At 57.0% G+C, this 17,941-nt stretch carries 21 protein-coding genes, 1 pseudogene and 1 riboswitch; of the genes and pseudogenes, 18 read left to right on the top strand and 4 right to left on the bottom strand.

Going from position 1 to position 17,941, the window contains the following annotated elements; genetic code table 11:
- Nucleotides 1–93: 93 nt before the first annotated feature.
- Both HA43_RS01375 and HA43_RS01370 read left to right on the top strand, forming a co-directional pair.
- Nucleotides 94–819: a pirin family protein gene (locus tag HA43_RS01375; RefSeq protein WP_094110763.1), complete on the top strand. Its 726-nt coding sequence runs from the start codon at nt 94–96 to the stop codon at nt 817–819.
- A 266-nt stretch (nt 820–1,085) separates the two neighbouring features.
- Entirely contained in the window at nt 1,086–1,298 is a 213-nt protein-coding gene (locus HA43_RS01370) for a glycine zipper 2TM domain-containing protein (protein WP_040113630.1), read from the top strand.
- A gap of 116 nt (nt 1,299–1,414) precedes the next feature.
- Here the strand turns inward: HA43_RS01370 and HA43_RS01365 are convergent, their stop codons facing one another.
- Nucleotides 1,415–1,852: a 6,7-dimethyl-8-ribityllumazine synthase gene (locus HA43_RS01365; RefSeq protein WP_040113628.1), complete on the bottom strand. Its 438-nt coding sequence runs from the start codon at nt 1,850–1,852 to the stop codon at nt 1,415–1,417.
- Between the two features lie 548 nt (nt 1,853–2,400).
- On the opposite strand from HA43_RS01365, the gene HA43_RS01360 reads away from it, so the two are divergent.
- The 8 genes from HA43_RS01360 to HA43_RS01330 all read left to right on the top strand — a co-directional run bounded on the left by HA43_RS01360 (nt 2,401) and on the right by HA43_RS01330 (nt 7,172).
- Entirely contained in the window at nt 2,401–2,646 is a 246-nt protein-coding gene (locus tag HA43_RS01360; RefSeq protein ID WP_040113898.1) for a type II toxin-antitoxin system Phd/YefM family antitoxin, read from the top strand.
- Entirely contained in the window at nt 2,639–3,070 is a 432-nt protein-coding gene (locus tag HA43_RS01355) for a type II toxin-antitoxin system VapC family toxin (protein ID WP_052246551.1), read from the top strand. The genes HA43_RS01360 and HA43_RS01355 overlap by 8 nt, the downstream gene beginning before the upstream one ends.
- 44 nt (nt 3,071–3,114) lie before the next feature.
- On the top strand, nt 3,115–3,237 hold the full coding sequence (locus HA43_RS19285; protein WP_255420987.1) for a hypothetical protein: 123 nt from the start codon (nt 3,115–3,117) through the stop codon (nt 3,235–3,237).
- Between the two features lie 261 nt (nt 3,238–3,498).
- Nucleotides 3,499–3,619, top strand: a riboswitch (TPP riboswitch).
- 122 nt (nt 3,620–3,741) lie between these two features.
- Nucleotides 3,742–4,686: an FAD-dependent oxidoreductase gene (locus HA43_RS01350; protein WP_094110762.1), complete on the top strand. Its 945-nt coding sequence runs from the start codon at nt 3,742–3,744 to the stop codon at nt 4,684–4,686.
- Nucleotides 4,670–4,867 (top strand): sulfur carrier protein ThiS, encoded by a 198-nt coding sequence (gene thiS, locus HA43_RS01345; protein ID WP_040113622.1) that lies wholly within the window; start codon nt 4,670–4,672, stop codon nt 4,865–4,867. Before HA43_RS01350 ends, thiS begins: the two co-directional genes overlap by 17 nt.
- A 3-nt stretch (nt 4,868–4,870) precedes the next feature.
- On the top strand, nt 4,871–5,629 hold the full coding sequence (locus HA43_RS01340) for a thiazole synthase (protein ID WP_094110761.1): 759 nt from the start codon (nt 4,871–4,873) through the stop codon (nt 5,627–5,629).
- Between the two features lie 10 nt (nt 5,630–5,639).
- On the top strand, nt 5,640–6,608 hold the full coding sequence (locus HA43_RS01335; RefSeq protein WP_094110760.1) for a HesA/MoeB/ThiF family protein: 969 nt from the start codon (nt 5,640–5,642) through the stop codon (nt 6,606–6,608).
- Between the two features lie 105 nt (nt 6,609–6,713).
- Entirely contained in the window at nt 6,714–7,172 is a 459-nt protein-coding gene (locus HA43_RS01330; RefSeq protein ID WP_040113616.1) for a hypothetical protein, read from the top strand.
- Nucleotides 7,173–7,575: 403 nt separating this feature from the next.
- On the opposite strand, the gene HA43_RS01325 is transcribed toward HA43_RS01330, so the two are convergent.
- On the bottom strand, nt 7,576–8,490 hold the full coding sequence (locus tag HA43_RS01325; RefSeq protein ID WP_040113614.1) for a LysR family transcriptional regulator: 915 nt from the start codon (nt 8,488–8,490) through the stop codon (nt 7,576–7,578).
- Nucleotides 8,491–8,627: 137 nt separating this feature from the next.
- Here HA43_RS01325 and HA43_RS01320 point away from each other — a divergent pair, with 137 nt between their 5' ends.
- The 3 genes from HA43_RS01320 (at nt 8,628) to HA43_RS01310 (ending at nt 11,758) form a co-directional block, all read left to right on the top strand.
- Complete coding sequence (locus HA43_RS01320; protein ID WP_071668389.1) at nt 8,628–9,629, top strand: zinc-binding alcohol dehydrogenase family protein; 1,002 nt, start codon at nt 8,628–8,630, stop codon at nt 9,627–9,629.
- Between the two features lie 218 nt (nt 9,630–9,847).
- The gene (locus HA43_RS01315) at nt 9,848–10,615 is read left to right on the top strand and encodes a transporter substrate-binding domain-containing protein (RefSeq protein WP_094110759.1); all 768 of its coding nucleotides are present in this window, start codon (nt 9,848–9,850) and stop codon (nt 10,613–10,615) included.
- 39 nt (nt 10,616–10,654) lie between these two features.
- A complete protein-coding gene (locus tag HA43_RS01310) occupies nt 10,655–11,758 on the top strand; it encodes a DUF2817 domain-containing protein (protein WP_094110758.1) in 1,104 nt (367 codons plus the stop codon).
- Here HA43_RS01310 and HA43_RS01305 read toward each other — a convergent pair.
- A complete protein-coding gene (locus tag HA43_RS01305; RefSeq protein ID WP_094110757.1) occupies nt 11,720–12,490 on the bottom strand; it encodes a 2OG-Fe(II) oxygenase family protein in 771 nt (256 codons plus the stop codon). The genes HA43_RS01310 and HA43_RS01305 overlap by 39 nt on opposite strands.
- 97 nt (nt 12,491–12,587) lie before the next feature.
- Between HA43_RS01305 and HA43_RS01300 the strand changes: the two genes are divergently transcribed.
- From HA43_RS01300 to HA43_RS01290, 3 genes are read left to right on the top strand one after another with little or no spacing between them, the layout of a single operon-like run.
- The gene (locus HA43_RS01300) at nt 12,588–13,490 is read left to right on the top strand and encodes a LysR substrate-binding domain-containing protein (RefSeq protein WP_094110756.1); all 903 of its coding nucleotides are present in this window, start codon (nt 12,588–12,590) and stop codon (nt 13,488–13,490) included.
- Between the two features lie 56 nt (nt 13,491–13,546).
- Nucleotides 13,547–14,404: an AraC family transcriptional regulator gene (locus HA43_RS01295; RefSeq protein WP_094110755.1), complete on the top strand. Its 858-nt coding sequence runs from the start codon at nt 13,547–13,549 to the stop codon at nt 14,402–14,404.
- 33 nt (nt 14,405–14,437) lie between these two features.
- Complete coding sequence (locus tag HA43_RS01290) at nt 14,438–14,845, top strand: DUF2000 domain-containing protein (protein WP_040113600.1); 408 nt, start codon at nt 14,438–14,440, stop codon at nt 14,843–14,845.
- Nucleotides 14,846–14,865: 20 nt separating this feature from the next.
- Here the strand turns inward: HA43_RS01290 and HA43_RS01285 are convergent, their stop codons facing one another.
- Entirely contained in the window at nt 14,866–15,900 is a 1,035-nt protein-coding gene (locus HA43_RS01285) for a LacI family DNA-binding transcriptional regulator (protein ID WP_094110754.1), read from the bottom strand.
- Nucleotides 15,901–16,110: 210 nt separating this feature from the next.
- Between HA43_RS01285 and HA43_RS01280 the strand changes: the two genes are divergently transcribed.
- Both HA43_RS01280 and HA43_RS01275 read left to right on the top strand, forming a co-directional pair.
- Nucleotides 16,111–17,139, top strand: a complete 1,029-nt coding sequence (locus HA43_RS01280) for an ABC transporter substrate-binding protein (RefSeq protein WP_040113596.1) — start codon at nt 16,111–16,113, stop codon at nt 17,137–17,139.
- Between the two features lie 74 nt (nt 17,140–17,213).
- Nucleotides 17,214–17,941, top strand: a pseudogene (locus HA43_RS01275) (iron ABC transporter permease); the annotation flags it as partial.

Raw genomic sequence — 17,941 nt, 5'->3', positions numbered from 1 at the left:
GTCATGACAGCACATTGTTGAGCAAATCAGTTTACGTATACTGAATCACATCAGGAAGCAAAATCGTTTCCCTTACTTATTCAGGAGCAGATCATGATTGAACAACGCCTTTCAAATCAGCGCGGCACTGGCGATCACGGCTGGCTGTATTCACGCCACACCTTTTCCTTTGCAGGCTACCGCGATCCACAGCAGGTGGGCTTCTCTGATCTGCTGGTGATTAACGACGACCAGGTTGCACCCGGTCGCGGCTTTGGTGCCCATCCGCACAATAATATGGAGATCATCTCCTATGTGCTGGAAGGTGCTCTGGAGCACAAAGACTCAATGGGTACCGGTTCTGTTATCGTGCCGGGTGATGTGCAGCTGATGAGCGCTGGCAGCGGCGTGACGCACAGCGAGTTTAATCACTCGAAAAGCGACAACGTGCATTTTCTGCAGATCTGGATTGTGCCGGCAGAGCGCAATACCGCGCCAGGCTATCAGCAGGTTTCCGTGGCGGAACAGGATAAGCGCGGCAAACTGCGCCTGATTGTCTCGCCGCAGGGCGAGTCCGGTTCGCTGCAGGTGCGACAGGATATGCGCACCTATGCCGGCCTGTTCAACGATAATGAGCAGCAGACGCTGACGCTGGCAGCCGATCGCTACGCCTATATTCATGTTGCGCGCGGCAGTATTGAGGTTAACGGCGTGCGCTTCAGCACGGGCGACGGCGCGCGGGTGCGTAATGAAACGGCGCTGACTTTTGCGAACGGTAATGATGCCGAGGTGCTGGTGTTTGATCTGCGTCCGCTTGAAGTGAATCATCCTCAGCGTTAATAGCCAAAAAGGGTAGCGTGCTGCGGCGCGCTACCCTTTATTCATAACTATTCTCCATTATTTCTTCACCATTGGCTGTTTTATCAGCGCTTAATTCGGAACCCGGACAGGGCCAGACTAAAATAAGAATTTTTACCTTTCTTAAATTTCTGCAGCACTTTAAATTCGCATCCTGAGACCCATGCCGCCTGCTGGCAAAGGGCGATCAAATAACTAACAACATTAACCTGATTGCATTCCATTATTAAATGGTAATGAGGATTTTGATGACTTTAAAACGCAGCTTTAATATTGCCGCCGTACTGGTGCTGGCTTTGTCTGTTACCGCATGCAGCGGCATGTCTCATCGTGGTAAAAATACCGCAATTGGTGCTGGTGTCGGCGCCCTGGGCGGTGCTGTGCTGACCGGCGGCAGTACCTTCGGTACGCTGGGCGGGGCGGCTATTGGCGGATTGATTGGCCATGAAGCAAGTCGTTAAACAGTAAATATGACAGGACGCGCATAATGGTATTATTGCGCGTCCTGTAAATAAGCTTATTTCTGCATTGCACGCCATTATTAAACAGGCGGAACAAACGTAATGCTTTATCAGCCTTAATCAATATTAAGCTGATGGATAGCCAGCACGGCTCGTGCAGCTTCTTTTCCTTTCTTAATAAAATGCTCGGTATAAAATGATTCCAGTTCATTGACCGGCTGAAAATTATGTGGCGTCAGTGAAACAGAAAACACCGGTACGTTGGTACTGAGCTGCACGCTCATCAGGCCGTCAACCACTGCCTGCGCAACAAAATCGTGACGGTAAATCCCGCCATCCACGACCAGCGCGGCACAGACAATGGCATCAAAACGACCGGTTTCGGCCAGGCGCTTTGCCAGCAGCGGCATCTCAAAAGCACCGGGCACATCATAGGTTTTCAGCACGCTGTCTGCGCCCTGCTCATTGAATTCACTGACAAATCCTGCCAGCGCATTGTTCACAATATCTTTATGCCAGCCAGCCTTGATAAAGGCGATTCTAATCTGTTCCATAAGTCTTCCGTCATTTGCCAAAGTAGAGTAGGCGGATAATTATCCGTAAAATCTCATCATTTTCATTAACATGAGTGTGTATAACATAGGCTGAGAGCGCGATCCACTCCGTTGCGATGCAGGTTTTTCATGTCATCTTCGGGCCGAAATCACGCTAGCGAATCTTGTGAAAAGTTGGCGCTGAAACTTTCCATTTGAGCCCGGTCTTCTCGCGTGCGCGGGTAAAGGCAACCATGATCTGATTTAAGCTCAACGCCGGGACCACGCGATCTGAGTCGTTGCTGAGCGCTCAAAGCTGATCAAGAACATCCAGGACTGAACGTTTTGCACCCATTAGCGTGTTGGCCATATCAATGACGATTTTCATCCCTGTTTAGCTTTGTTCGATGCAAATTTTCCGATCCCGAATATTCATCCATTTCATAGAATAAACATCGGTTATCAAATAAGAGTATTAATATCAGTTGCTTATATAAAATATGGCCACTTGACCACTTTTATCAGGTAGGTGATAATATGACCTCATGACCGCAATTAATGAGGTTAATATGAAAGTCCTGAATGTAGCCGAATCGAAAGCTCGTTACTCTCAGATTTTGAGTTCAGCGAGTAGCGGTGAAAGTTTCATCATTGCTAACCACGGCGATCCGATAGCCATGATAGTTCCTTATAAATCAGCGCCTCTGTTAAACCGTGTTGGCTTTTTAGATCATAAAAAGTATGCCATTCCTGATAATTTCAACGATTTCATGTCAGATGAAATCCAGTCGATGTTTGAAGGTGGCAATGACTAGTCCTGTAAGAACGCGGAACATCTTTAATCGCTATCTTCTTGATACTCACTATCTTATCTGGGCTTGCGCAGACTCTAAGCGTCTTCCGCAAGCCTGTTTCGATCTGATTGTTGATCCCTTAAACGAGCTATATTTTTCCGCCGCATCTATTCATGAAATCGCCATAAAATTCGCGTTAGGTAAACCTCATTTTACGGTTGATCCAGAGGAGATTTTGCGCGGCTTGCTCGCAAACGGTTATAACGAACTTCCCATTTCATCACATCACACCGTAAGTCTTAAACGTTTGCCTCGTGATATGCACGGCGATCCGTTTGACCGGCTGATCGTTGCTCAGGCGAACATGGAGGCGCTGACCTTAATCACGGATGATGAAAAAATTATTCGATATTGTTCAGATTACATTCCGATGAAAACGTTCTGATAAAAACACACCCGTCCCGAGCGGGTTTTTTATGGGCTAAATTCATGCATGAAACAATGACCGGGATCGAGCTGGGTGGCGTGCCCGATCGCACCTTCGGCAAAGTTTATTACCGCAGCATTACCGACCCACAGGAAGCAGCCAAAGCCCTCGCCGCGACGAATTAAGGCTTTGAGTCTTTCATGATCCCAGACGTAAACGTGGCATTACATTCGCTGTTTTCCGTAGAAAATATATTAATTTAATGTGATCTGATTTCTGGTCTCAGACGCCGATAAGCCAGAAAACCGCGTTCAAAACGGCTTCTAAGTTATTGTTTAAAAGTGTTGAGAAACCGTAAACAGTCGTTTTTTGCAGTGCAAGATTTAAGCGCCTGAAGAGAGCCTTAAAAGGCTCTCCTTGACGGCGTGATGCGGCTTGAATAAAACTAAAGATGTCGGGGGAGTCTCGCCACAGAGACTGAGAGGCTGATAGCGCAACCGCGCGGTTCAGCGACCCTTTGAACCTGACCCAGTTGATACTGGCGTAGGAAGACTGAGGGCGCCAGACCGGTGCCGTCCGGGATGTTGCAGCAAACGGCTGCACCTCCTTATCTCCCTTCCTGTATCCGCGGGTCTCAGTCAACACTGAGAGGCCGATGTGACCCTTATTTTTTATCCGGAAAACCGACAATGAGCCGCTGGAGCGTGTTAGGCGCAGGCGTCAGCGGGCTATGCGTGGCAACCCTGCTGGTGGAGCGCGGTGAATCTGTTGAAGTCATCGATGACGCGCAGCGTCTGCCCGCATCCTGGTATGCCGGTGGCATGCTGGCACCCTGGTGTGAAGCAGAAAGCGCCCCCGCCGACGTTATTTCACTGGGTCAGCATGCCGCTCGCTGGTGGCAGCCGCGCGTAAGCTGCGTTGAGCATCAGGGCACGCTGGTGCTGGCTCCGCCACGCGACAGTCAGGAGCTGAACCGTTTTGCGCGCCTGACTCACGCGCATCAGTGGGTCAATCCGGCAGAGGTAGAGCCGGCGCTGGAGGATCGCTTCGCACGGGGGCTGCTGTTTGCGGGCGAAGCACATCTTGATCCCCGGCTGGCGCTCACTGAGCTGCGCCAGAAGCTTGAGGCGCACGGTGCAACGTTCCATCACTCCGCGCCTTCCGGACAGATCATCGATTGTCGTGGCATTCATGCCCGCGACGCGCTGCCCTCGTTGCGGGCCGTGCGCGGTGAAATGATCATCTTACAGAGTCAGGATCTGCACTTTTCGCGGCCACTTCGTCTGCTGCATCCGCGTTTTCCCTGCTATCTGGTTCCGCGGCGTAACGGCTGCTTTATGCTGGGTGCCACCATGATCGAGAGCGATGATGACAGCGCGATCAGCGCCCGCGCCATGATGGAGTTGCTGAGCGCCGCCTGGGCGATACATCCGGCGCTGGCTGAAGCGCGCATTATCGAGAGCGCCAGCGGCCTGCGGCCCGCCTGGCCGGATAACCTGCCCGAAATTCGTTATGAAAACGGTATTTATTATCTTAACGGCATGTATCGCCACGGCTTTCTGCTGGCGCCGATGCTGGCAGAGCAGCTGATGCAACAACTGATTCAGGAGACCCCTTATGCAAATCCAGCTTAACGGACAGATCGTTGAAACCCAGGCGCAGACAGTCAGCGAACTGCTGCAGGAGCAGCAAATCGACGCCAGCTGCGTGGCGACAGCGCTGAATGGCAACTTCGTGCCCAGAAGCGCTTACTCCCGTCAGCCGCTTGCGGCAGGCTGCCAGCTGGAAGTCCTGTCACCGATGCAGGGAGGGTAACGCATGTTTTACGACTTTACGGGCGCATCGCGCTTTCTGCTGGGTACAGCAGGGTATCCGTCACCGGCCATTCTGCAGCAGGCGATAGCGGCGGCGGGCAGTGAAATTATTACCGTAAGCCTGCGGCGGGAGGGCAGTGCGGGTGCCGCGTTTCGCGACCTGCTGGCCAGCCTTAACGTTCGCGTACTGCCCAATACCGCAGGTTGCCACACGGTGAAAGAGGCGGTAACCACGGCGCATATGGCGCGTGAGCTGTTCAATACGGCCTGGATCAAACTTGAGGTGATTGGGCATGCCGATACGCTGCAGCCCGATCCGTTTGCGCTGGTGGAAGCCGCACGCATCCTGTGTGCTGAAGGATTTAGCGTATTTCCCTATACCACGGAAGATCTGATTGTTGGCGAGAAACTGCTGGCTGCCGGCTGCGAGCTACTGATGCCCTGGGGCGCACCGATTGGCTCAGGGCAGGGCCTGCGTAATATTGACGGATTGCGCGCCATGCGGGCGTGGTTCCCGGATACGCCGCTGATTATCGATGCCGGGATCGGTGCTCCTTCCCAGGCGGCGCAGGCGATGGAGCTGGGCTTTGACGGCATTCTGCTTAATACCGCCGTCGCGAAAGCGGGCGATCCCATCCGCATGGCAGCGGCGTTCAGCCAGGCCATTGCTGCGGGGCGCAGCGCCTGTGAGGCAGGGCTGATGGAAAAGCGCGATATGGCGATGGCATCAACGCCGGTATTCGGTCTGGCCACACTAAGCTGAGGAGAACAGGATGGAACGCTATCAGCGACAGATGATACTGCCGGAAATTGGTGCGTCAGGGCAGCGTAAGCTGGCGCAGGCGCGCGTGCTGGTAGCCGGCGCGGGCGGTCTGAGCGCGACGCTTCTGCCGCAGCTGGTGGGGGCCGGCGTGGGGACGCTACGTATTTATGATGCCGATGAAGTGGCGCTGCATAATCTGCATCGCCAGACGCTCTTTACGCAGCAGGATATCGGGCAGTCAAAAGTGCTCAGCGCGCGTCAGGCGCTGACGCAGCGCAATCCTGAGGTCAATATCGAAACCTGCGCACAGGCCCTGACGGCCAGCAACATCGCGCAGGCTATGGCTGACTGTTCGCTGGTCATCGACGCGGCCGACAATTTTGCCGTGACCTGGCAGCTTTCAGACGCCTGCTATGCGACCGGTACACCGTTTATCAGCGCTTCAGTGCTGGGCCGGCAGGGCTATGCGGGCGGATTTTGCGGAGGTGCGCCCAGCTACCGGGCGCTGTTTCCCCGGCTGCCGCGTACGGCTGCCAGCTGCAACACGGCAGGGGTGATGGGGCCGGCTGTGGCCGCGCTTGGCGCGATACAGGCGCAGATGGCGCTTACGGTGCTGCTTGATCTGCAGCCGTCTCCGCTGGGATTACTGGTCAACTGCGATTTTGTGAACTGGCACTTTCGCGCGTTTCGCTTTGATGAAGCGCAGGAGCCTGTCGTGCCGGGCGTGCCCTTTATCGACTGCTCGCTGCTTACCCCGGCAGATTGTATTGTCGAGCTACGCAGCCGGGATGAAGCGCCCCACAGCGTGGCAAGCCAGGCTGAGCGTATTTTGCCGGCAGATCTGGCGGCCTGGCAGCCACCCGCTGGGCGGCGCATCGTGCTGGTTTGCGCCAGCGGTATACGCGCCGCACAGGCGGCCAGCGAGCTGGCGGAGCGGGGCTATACGGACCTGGCGATTCTGGCGGCCAGCAGCAGTTAGCCGGCGGCAGGTTTTTCGGAAAATACTGGAATCCTGTGACTGTTATCACATGAAAAGCCACGCTAAACTAAACGCTTCTCATTTTGCTAAGGGATGATCGTCACAATGCTTTCACGTTTTACACTGGCTTCTTTAACCGCTGCCTTACTGCTTACCGGCTGCGCCCGTCATCACGCTGATGAGACTGCCAGCACCGCGCCGGCAGAGGTGAGTGCTGCCGCACCGATTGAGAACAGCAACACCGACACGCCCTTTGCCAGCGGACCTACGGTAATCAACGTTTCACACCTGGTTACGCGCACGGATGATGGATCGGCAGTGTATGTTACCGTTGACGGCCAGGAAGCGGGCATGCTGAAAAAAGGTGAGAATAAAGAGATCCGCGTGGCGGCAGGCAAGCATGAAATCGGCGGCTATGTACAGACGCTGTTTGGTTTTGGCAAAGTCACCATTCCGGGCGTTGATATCACCACGGATACGGCTAAGCCGAAACATGTGGTTTATTCAGTGACCCGCCAGCGTCCGCAGTTCAGTGAAAGCAGTACGCCTCCCGATAACTCCTGAGAAAGTGCGGTGCTGCAGCACCGCTCCCTCCCGCGATATTCATCTGGCTGTCTGACATCAGCTCAGCAGCGCATGAATAACATCAATGACATTGATTACCACAATAAACAGCACGAGGTGTGTGAGCAGGTTGCGCGATCGGGGTCTGGAATAAGACATTATCTATCCTGAATAGTTAGCCTGACAAATATGTGCTGTGGCTTACTATTACTGATTCAGAATAAGAATACCATGCCAGGCCATCTTAAACCGGAGGCGGACAAGGGTTACGCGTCAGGAAAAGCTGACCGGCTCTGGTTTGATAGCGTAAATGCAGAAGAGAATAGAGAGGAATCCGAACGGGATTATTCGTGATGCTGGCGCTGATAAGCGTGAGAATAGCGGTTAACCGCTGGCTCACTCATTAATCTTTGCCCGGCAGCGACACGCTGTTTTGCAGATGCTCACGTAAGTGATGGTGCAGGGCGCGAATCGCTGGCGAGAATTGCCTGCGGTGCGGACAGATCAGATGCAGTGGCGTCGCCTCACCTTTTACCTCAGGCAGAATCAACTCCAGCCTCCCCTGATGTACATCCTCAGCCACATCCAGCCAGGACTTATAGGCGATACCCATTCCTGCCAGCGCCCAGCGGCGTGCGACTTCCGCGTCATCACACATAAGGCGGCTTTTTACCGTGATAAGCTGCGCGCCCTCCGCCTGCGGAAAGCTCCATTTATCATATACGTGGCCTCCCATCATAAACGGCAGACAGTGATGGCGGGTGAGATCGGTCAGCGCGGCAGGCCGGCCATGTTCAATAAGATAATCGGGTGATGCGACCAGTACCCGCCGGTTATTTTCAGCCAGCGGCAGCGCAACGTAGCTGCTCTCCTCTAATTTGCCGTAGCGAATAGCGATATCTACCGGATCGCGGAAGACGTTACTGACCTGATCGGAGAGTGAAAGGCGCAGCTGCAATCCGGTATGCTGACGGCAGAAACGGGTCAGTAACGGCAGCAGGATATGCCGCCCGATATCGGATGGCATCGCAATTTTCAGTTCACCGCGCAGTTCGTCGTCATGACGCTGCAGACTCTCTGCACCTGCCTGCATCAGCGCCAGCATCTCCTGTGCAAAAGGCAGATAGCGCTCACCTTCGGCGGTCAGCCGCAGACTGCGCGTTGAGCGCGCAAACAGGCGACGATCGAGATCGCGCTCCAGCCGCTGAATCGCCGCGCTGACCTGACCCGGCAGCAGGTTTGCTTCGCGCGCGGCACGGGAGAAGCTGCCCAGCGCAGCTGAGCGGACAAACAGCGTAATATCTTCGAGACGAACCATGACGTTTTTACCTGGCAAACCGGATTTTCACTCTACGAGTGAAAGTCTTCCCCTGCAACGTCGATTTTTCCATGCGCCATTGCCCGCTATGCTTGATGGGTATTCAGAAAATCTGTCAATCACCATGGAGATAAGGCATGAAAGCCATTGTTTATAGTCAGAACGGCTTACCCATTTCGGATGAAAATGCGCTGTATGACGCTGACGTTGCCAAACCTCAGCCCGGCGCCCGCGATCTGCTGGTCAAAATCAATGCCATTGCGGTGAATCCGGTCGACACCAAAGTACGTAAAGGTGCCGCCACTGAGCAGCCGCGCATTCTGGGCTGGGATGCCGTCGGTGTGGTAGAGGCGGTGGGTGAAGCGGTTACGCTGTTCCGCCCGGGCGATGAGGTGTTTTATGCCGGCGATATCAGCCGGGCCGGCAGCTATGCAGAGTATGGTCTGGTGGATGAGCGCATCGCCGGCCACAAACCGCGCTCCCTGAGCGACGCCGATGCGGCTGCGCTGCCGCTGACGTCACTCACCGCGTGGGAGCTGCTGTTTGACCGTCTTGAGGTGCAGGCGGATGAGAACGCAGCGCTGCTGATTGTGGGCGCGGGCGGGGGAGTCGGTTCTATTCTCACCCAGCTGGCACGCAAACTCACCGGGCTGACAATTATCGGTACGGCATCCCGTCCTGAGACTGAAGAGTGGGTGCAGCAGCAGGGCGCGCATCACGTTATCAATCATCACCAGCCGCTGGCGGAGCAGTTGCGTGCGCTCGGCATCGACACGGTGAAGTATGTTGCGTCGCTGACCCATACCGACAGCTACTATACGCAGCTGATTGAGGTGCTGGCGCCGCAGGGCAAGCTGGCGCTGATTGACGATCCTGAGACGCTGGATGCCATGCCGCTTAAGCGTAAAGCGATCTCATTACACTGGGAGCTGATGTTTACGCGCTCGCTGTTTGAAACGCCGGATATGCAGCGCCAGCATGAGATTCTGCAGCGTATCAGCCAGCTGATTGATGATGGCACCCTGCAGACCACCGCCGGGGAGCATCTCGGCAGCATCAATGCGGCTAACCTGCGCAAAGCGCATGCGTTGATTGAGAGCGGACGCGCGCGCGGCAAGCTGGTGCTTAGCGGTTTCTGATAACGTGATTCACCCGGCACGGAGCGGCCGCTTCGTGCCGGGTTTCAGTCAGGAAAACGTCACCCGCTGCCTTAAGCTAATCTGATGGCCGTCGTAATTTTCGCTAACCCCCTAACTATTATAAGAATTTGCTCTGCAAATCGTGGCTGCCGCTCTGGCTGAATGCTGCGGGTCATGATATGACTGCTCTCTGTGCTTTCAGCCTTCCGGAGAGAATTATGTATAAGCGAATTTCACTGGCTCTGCTGCTCTCGTACTGCGTTATTCAGTCAGCCGCGGCGCAACAGACGCTGCGTTTTGGCGTCGATCCCACCTTTCCCCCTTTTGAATCCAAAGCCAGCGATGGCTCGCTGCAGGGGTTTGACATCGATCTCGGCAACGCCATTTGTGCCCAGGCCAAAGTGAGCTGCAAATGGGTTCAGATTGGCTTTGATGGCTCTATTCCGGCGCTGCAGGCAAAGAAGTTTGACGCGATTTTGTCAGCCATGTCGATGACGGAGAAACGACGCGAGCAGGTTGCATTCAGCGATATGCTTTATGTCACCCCCAGCGCGCTCATCACCCCGGCTGACAGCGCCCTGACTGATGATATCGCCACGCTGCGCGGTAAAAACATCGGCGTAGCGCAGGGGACTATTCAGGAAACCTACGCGCAGACTTACTGGGCACCCAAAGGCGTCAGCGTGGTCTCCTATCCCAACCAGATGGAGATTTATCCCGATCTCGTTGCCGGACGCCTTGATGGCACGCTGGCGAATGCGGTGTCTGCCGATCAGGGCTTCCTGAATACCGCAGAAGGAAAGAAATATGTGAATAAAGTGACCCTGACCGATAAAGCCGTATTAGGTAACGGCGTGGGAATCGGGCTGCGCAAAGATGATGTCGCAAATCTTAAACTGATTAATGCGGCTCTGGCAGAACTGCACCGCAACGGTACCTACGATCGTCTGGCGCAGAAGTATTTCAAATATAAAGTCTACCCCTGATCGGGATGTGTGGATCCGTTATCTGCCAGCAGGAGAATTATGCATAACCTGACCGATTACCGCACGCAACGGGCCCGCTTCCTGGCTGCCGTTGAGCATAAAAAAGGGGTGCTGCACACCTGGCAGCATCCGTTATGCGGTCCGGCCGGTGAAGCGCTGTTTACCGATCTTGCCGTGATTGGCAACCCGCACGCCTCGCGCGTCATGCTGATTATCTCCGGCACGCACGGCGTGGAGGGATATTACGGGTCGGATAATCAGATAGAGTGGCTGAACAGTCTCGATGCGGCCCGCTTACCGGCAGAGTGTGCCGTGATGCTGATTCATCTGCTGAACCCGTGGGGAGCGGCGCATCTGCGGCGCGTCAATGAAGAGAATATCGATCTGAACCGCAATTTTATTCCGTTCAGCGCGCCGCTGCCGGATAACGCTGACTATGCACGCTATCACGCGTTTTATCACGGCGAGCGGGCAGAGGCGGATCGGCTGCTGGCTGCCGCGCTGCAGCGCGACGGCTGGCCGGCGATCAAGCGGGTGGTGGAGGCCGGACAGTATCAGCACGCTGATGGTCTGTTTTATGGCGGAAAGCACGCCACCTGGTCGCAGCAGACGCTGCAGAAGATCGTAACCGGGCATCTGCTGCGGGCAGAACAGATCCTGAGTTTCGATCTGCATACCGGCGCAGGCGCATGGGGACACCCGATGCTGCTGGGCATTGCGCAGAAGCAAGTTCCTGTGCACGCCCGGGGACGCGAGCTGTATGGTGAATGGCTGACGCTGATCGATACCGGCAGCGGGCAGGAGAGCGCCACCGGCATCACGGCAACGGCCACCGGTTACGTTTCGCAGTTTCTGCTGGATCAGCTGCCGCACGGTGCCATCCTGCCGCTGGTGGTGGAGTGTGGCACTTACGCGGGTGAGGAGATGCACCGGCGGGTGCGGGACGATCACTGGCTGCACTTAGAGGGCGATGTGCAGAGTGCGGCCGGGCAGGCCCTCAAACAGCAGCTGGTTGAGGGGTTCTGGCCACAGGACCGCGACTGGCGCGAGCTGACGGCATTCCGCACGCAGCAAATTTTCCGGCGCGGCTGGCAGGCGCTGCTGTCACAGCCGGCCGTAAAACGTCATGCGGGCGGTCTCTGACAGCGCAATTCCTGGCTGCGTATTGTAAGCGAGCACCGCCAGCATGCGGGTGATATCACCTTCGGTCGGCGTTACGCGATGAAGCGAATTGCGTCCGCGAAACAGCACCAGATCGCCCGCCTCAATCGCCAGCGCATCCGGCGTGCGGGCTTCATTGAGCACTGCGGCGACGCCGTCGTAGTTCATCTCGCCCGCGTCAGCATCGCGCAGATCGCGTACGTACTGGAACACGCCGCCTGCCTGCGGCTTCTGCAGCAGCAGGGTAATGGCAAAGGAGGAGTTGTCGAAATGCCAGCCCAGCTCCTGACCCTGTGCGGCATAGTGCAGGTTGATTGACGAGAGCGGATCGGCATAAGGATAGAGGGCGCTCTCGTTCAGCACGTCGCAGAGAAACTGCTTAAACAGCGTGTCGTTGTACAGATGACGCAGCGGTGAGTCGTGAGCGATCGCCTCATCGGTAATACAGCCTTTGGTGCTGATGACATCGCGGTTACGGGGGTGGTCTGCGCTCAATGTCTCGTCTGTTTTCAGCAGATAGACGTTATGATTGCTGCGCGTATGCCAGGCAAGATGGCGCTGCGCGTTCCCTTCTGTAATGATAGCCTGCAGCGCTGCTGGCTGCAGAAATTGCCGCAGCACCAGGGCGCCGTGTTGTTCCAGCTGCGCGCGACACTGCGCGCGCCAGTCAGCGTCCGCCAGCGGATGCAGGTCACAACGTATTAATCCAGACATAGTGCGGTTCCCGATAGCAACAGTGTACTGAAACTCTACGTTGCTGCGGCGGGAATGCGTAACGATAAATCATTACTTCCCTGCTAAGGAAACGTTAATGTCCGTCAGTGCTTCGCGTCTGCCAAAGATCAGCCTTATTCTCGCGTTCAAAGCTGCTGCAGAGCTGGGCAGTCTTGCAAAAGCAGCCGCGCACCTGGCGCTGACGCCGGCGGCGATCAGCCAGCAGATCCGCCAGCTGGAGACGCTGCTGGGTCACGCTCTGTTTGTGCGCACGCAAAACGGGGTCATGCTGACAGAGAGCGGCCGGGCCTATCTGCGCTATGTTTCAGAAGCGTTTGATATCCTGCGGATGGGACAGCTCAGTCTGCGCCAGGCGGCCAGCCGGCCTGCGCTGACTCTGTACGCACTGCCGGCGCTGGCGTCAAAGTGGCTGATGCCGCAGCTGAACCACTGGCGCGCGTGCTGTCCCGCGAGCGACCTCTGCCTGCATGGCACCCATGCACAGGTCGACTTCAGCGCCACGCCGGCTGATTTCGCTATCGTATTCGGTGACGATCGCTATCCGCAGCTGGAGAAACAGCGGCTGTTTCATGACGAGGTGCTGCCGGTAGCCAGCCCGGCGCTGCTGCAGCGCTTCCCGCGCGATCGGCTATTTAACCAGGCGCCGCTGATCCATCTCGACTGGGGCAATGAGGGGCGTTTTCTGCCGGACTGGCAAAGCTGGCTGCAGGCGCGCGGCCACGGCGAACCCGCGCAGCAGCCCGCTTTCACCTTTAACCTCACGTCGCTGGCGATAGATGCTGCGGTTGCGGGGGCCGGGCTGCTGCTGGGTCAGCGGCGTCTTATTGCCGCTGAGCTGGCGCGGGGCGATCTGGCGATCGCAGATAGCTTCAGCCTGCCGCTCAGTAAGCCCTACTATCTCGCCTGGCCGCAGCGCACGCTGCAGCAGCCCGACGCCCGGGCGCTGATAGCGTGGCTCACTGCGCTTGCGGCCGCCTGATTTTACCCGCACGCTGTAGCCAGATAATCTGCACCGCTGCCGGAAGGGACGAGACTATGTCAGAAAATAAAGATTGGGTTGAGCTGCGACGCGACCAGGAGACCGGCATTGAGAGTATCAACGCCCACTTCAGCGGTCACGCTTACGACGCACACGATCACGATGAGCTGCTGGTCGGGGTGACCCGGCAGGGACTGCAGCGCTTTAACTGCCGTCGCGCACTGCATACCAGCACCCCCGGCCGCGTCATTCTTATTGAACCGGGCGCGGTGCATGATGGCCACGCGCCGGAGGCTGCGGGTTTTACCTATGTCATGCTTTACCTGCCGCAGCCGTGGGTGGCTGACATGATGCAGCAGCGCGGACAGGGAGATATCGCCCGGATCGGCGGCGCATTCCGGCATACGCTGACGGATGACGTGCAGCTTGCCCGCGCCACTGAAGAGGCGTGGTATGCCATTCACCAGCGCGAAGGGCGTCTGGCGCGCGATCAGACGCTGGAGCAGTTGATAACGCTTTTGTCGCGGCATCTTGAACGGCGTCCGGAGCGGCCTGAGACGGCGGCACAGCGTCAGATGCTGCTGCTGCGCGACTATCTGCATGATTTTATGGCACAGGATATCGGACTCGACGAACTCTCGCGTCTTGCCGGGCTGGATCGTTTTCGCCTGACGCGCCAGTTCCGGCAGGCGTTTGGTCAGTCGCCGCACGCTTATCTGGTGCGCCTGCGGCTGCGCGCGGCGCGCGCGCTGCTGGCGCAGGGCGTGGCACCGGTTGAAGTCGCTGCCCGCACCGGGTTTGCCGATCAGAGTCATCTCGGCCGCTGGTTCCGGCGCGCCTGGCATATGACGCCGGCGGCCTATCAGCGGGCGTGCACAAACGTTCTATACGGCGCACCGCCGCATCAGGAATGATAGCGTTTTCCTTTCTGAAGAGAGCGTTATGCCATGTCTGACACCAAAATTGCCCTGATCGTACGCGATGATTTAGCCACCTGGCAGCGTCTGAACGTGGTGGCGTTTATCGCTACCGGCCTTGCCGCCGGGGCACCGGAGATGCTGGGGGAACCCTACATCGATGCGCAGGGACGTCACTATGGCCGGATCGCCGGACAGCCGATGCGGGTGTTTTCCGGCAATCTCGCTGGCCTGCAGCGCGCGCATCGCCAGGGGCTGGAGCGTGAACTGACGCTGATACCCTATGTAGAAGCGATGTTTTCTACCGGCAACGACGCGGCTAACCGCGAGGTGTTTCTGGCAGAAAACGCGCAGGAGATGAATCTGGTTGGCCTGGCGCTTTTTGGTCCGAAAAAAGCGGTCGACAAAGCGATCAAAGGGCTGGCGCTGCATGAGTAGTCAGCCCGGCTGACGCGGCGTCATCCGCCGCGCACCGAGCCGCGCCAGATCACCTCTGCCTGATAAAGACGCGACGCGGGCGGCTCTCCATCCGTACCGGAGGCACCATGCTCGCCCGATTCCGTGGCGCTAAGCCAGGCCACGGCGTCACGTGCAAACTGCTCTACTGGCTGTGCAAAGGTTGTCAGGTTATAGGACGCCCAGCCCGCCTGCGCAATGTTGTCATAGCCGAACAGGCAGAGATCGTCTGGCACCCGTAGCCGGAAGCGGTGACGCGCTTCATCCATCACGCCGCAGGCGATAAGGTCTGTCACGCAAAATATCGCATCAGGCCGCTGCGCGCGCGTCAGCAGACGGTGTGCCAGAATTTGTCCGCTCTCATATGAGGTTGTCCCAAACCTCTCAACGGTAACGTGCAGGCCAGCGGCATCCGCAACGGCCAGAAACGCCGCTTCACGCTTCTGCAGACTGGGCGTGCCGGCCAGCGAGTTAGCAAAGGCAAGATGGCGGCAGCCCGCGCGCTGAAAGGCCATAACGGCGGTTTCAGCAGCGCTTTGCGCGTCCAGATGAATGCTGAGCGAGCCTGGCAGCGTTTCATCGCGGTTAATCAGAATGATGCGCTGTCCGTGCCGGTAGCACTGGGCGGTGATGGCACGGTCCGGCATGCCTGACAGGATAATCGAGGCGTCGGCGCGGAAATTGATCGCCTGCAGCAGCGCGGCCGACACGCTGCTGTCAGAGCGATCGGTATTGATCACCATCGCCACTTTGCCCGCCTCCTGCAAAAATTGTGTCAGCCAGCGCACCAGCGTCGCGCGGTAGGGCGTGGCGATCTCTGAGACAATCAGACAGACAATGCCGCTGCGGTTACGCACCAGGCCGCGTGCCAGATGATTTACGTGATACCCCAGCTCTTCTGCGGCTTTCATTACTCTGGCCCGCGTAGCGGCAGAGACGCTGGCACCCGGCGTAAAAGCACGTGAAACGGCTGACCGGGAGACTCCGGCCCGCGCTGCCACATCCTGCGCGCTGACGCCCGCTTTATCGTTATGCATGGTTACATCCTCAACTCCCGTCGCTTAACTGAGTCTGCCGCAAATTGCAAAGCTGTGCAAATTATCCTTCGGCTTAAATGTTGCATTTTTGTGACGCAGGCAGTCAATTGCAGAGTACAGCGTTTGACAGCCTATTTTCTGTCCGTTACTAATTTGCACACACGTGCAAATAACAATTAATGCGCACCCTCTGCCCGACAGGAGACTACTATGCGAACCCTATCCCTTGCCGTTGCTCTCACCCTCTCAGCGGCTGGCCTGCCGATAACCGCCTCAGCTGCAGGCAATCTTAATATGATCTGTTCAGCGGATGTCGTGGTGTGCGAACAGATGACGCGTATTTTCAGCCAGAGCCATCCTGACATCAAAGTGAGCATGGTGCGGCTGTCAGCCGGTGAAGCCTACGCTCGTCTGCGCAGTGAAGCGCGTAATCCGCGTACCGATATCTGGTGGGCCGGCACCGGCGATCCGCATATGCAGGCGGCGGCGGAAGGACTGACGCAGGTCTACAAATCACCGCTGCTCGATCAGCAGCAGCCATGGGCACAGAAACAGGCGGAAAATGCCGGTTATCGCACCGTGGGGATCTATGCGGGGGCGCTGGGCTGGGGATACAACACGAAACTGCTGGCAGAGAAAAAACTGAAAGAACCCACCTGCTGGGCGGACCTGCTTGACCCGGCCTTTAAAGGCGAAATTCAGATCGCTAATCCGAATTCATCCGGCACGGCATACAACACGCTGGCCACGCTGGTGCAGATTATGGGTGAGGACAAGGCTTTTGATTATCTGAAAAAACTCAATGCCAATATCTCACAATATACCAAATCGGGTTCGGCACCGGTGAAAGCCGCAGCGCGCGGTGAAGCGACGGTCGGTATTGTGTTTATGCACGATGCCGTCGCCATGCAGGTTGATGGATTCCCGATAAAAACCGTTGCGCCGTGTGAAGGCACCGGCTACGAAATCGGCTCGATGTCAATTGTGAAAGGCGCACGCAATCTGGCCAATGCCAAAGTCTGGTATGACTGGGCGCTCAGCGCAGAAGCGCAGTCGCATATGAAAGAGGCGAAGTCATTCCAGCTGCCCTCTAACCGCACTGCGGAAATCTCAGAATATGCGCCGCGTTTTGAGAACATCAAACTGATCGATTACGACTTCAAAACCTATGGCGATACGGCCAAACGTAAAGCGCTGCTCGGCCGCTGGGATAAAGAGATCGGCTCTGGCGCGCAGTAAGCCCATCTATGCAGACAGATATTCCGGGCTGGTGCAGATCGCGCCAGCCCGCTCCCTCCCGTTCGAGGTGTTATATGAATGCACATAATCGCCGTTTGACAGGCGCTCTGCTATCGGGGGCCGTAGCGCTGGCGCTGCTGCCCTGGTACAGCCTGGAAGCGGGTTTTTTTGATACCGGCTGGATCCTGTCGCTCTGGCGTGATGAGGCCAGCGCGCCGGCGCTGTGGCAGCTCGCGGCACATCCGTGGCTGTGGGGCGCGCTGACCCTCTGGCTGTTATGCGGTGTCAGTGGCCTGATGCCGGGCAGACAGCGCAGCGCGCTGCTGCTGTTATTCAGCGCGCTGGGGATTCTGTTTCTGGTGATTGAGGGCCATGCCATTGGCTACAGCGGCTGGAGCTGGCTGTGGCTGGAGAATCAGTTTGGCACGCTGGAACAGGGGCAGCCTGCAATGGGAGCTGGCGCAATTTTACTGCTGACCACCTTTCTGCTGCTTTTCGCCTTTGCGCTGGCCGAGCGCGGCGTGCTGAGAGGGGATGCGTTTGTTGTGGCGGCGCTGGTGCTGATCACCGCGCTGGTCAGCGTATTTGTGCTCTATCCGGTGCTGAGTATGTTTGTGGTCTCCGTACAGGATGTTGACGGCAGCTTTCAGCCCGATGGCCTGTTAGCTAACCTGCAGGATCCCTCAATCTGGAGCCTCTCCTGTCTGGCGGGCGGCAGCTGCGGGACAGCCTGGCGCACGCTCTGGCTGGCGCTGATGACGGCGACCGGCTCCACGCTGCTGGGCTCGCTTTCGCGCTCGCC

Source organism: Pantoea eucrina, from assembly GCF_002095385.1.
In the GTDB taxonomy this organism is placed as follows: Bacteria; Pseudomonadota; Gammaproteobacteria; order Enterobacterales; family Enterobacteriaceae; genus Pantoea; species Pantoea eucrina.
The sequence above is the reverse complement of the archived record's forward strand: the minus strand, read 5'-3'. Positions and strand labels throughout refer to the sequence as shown.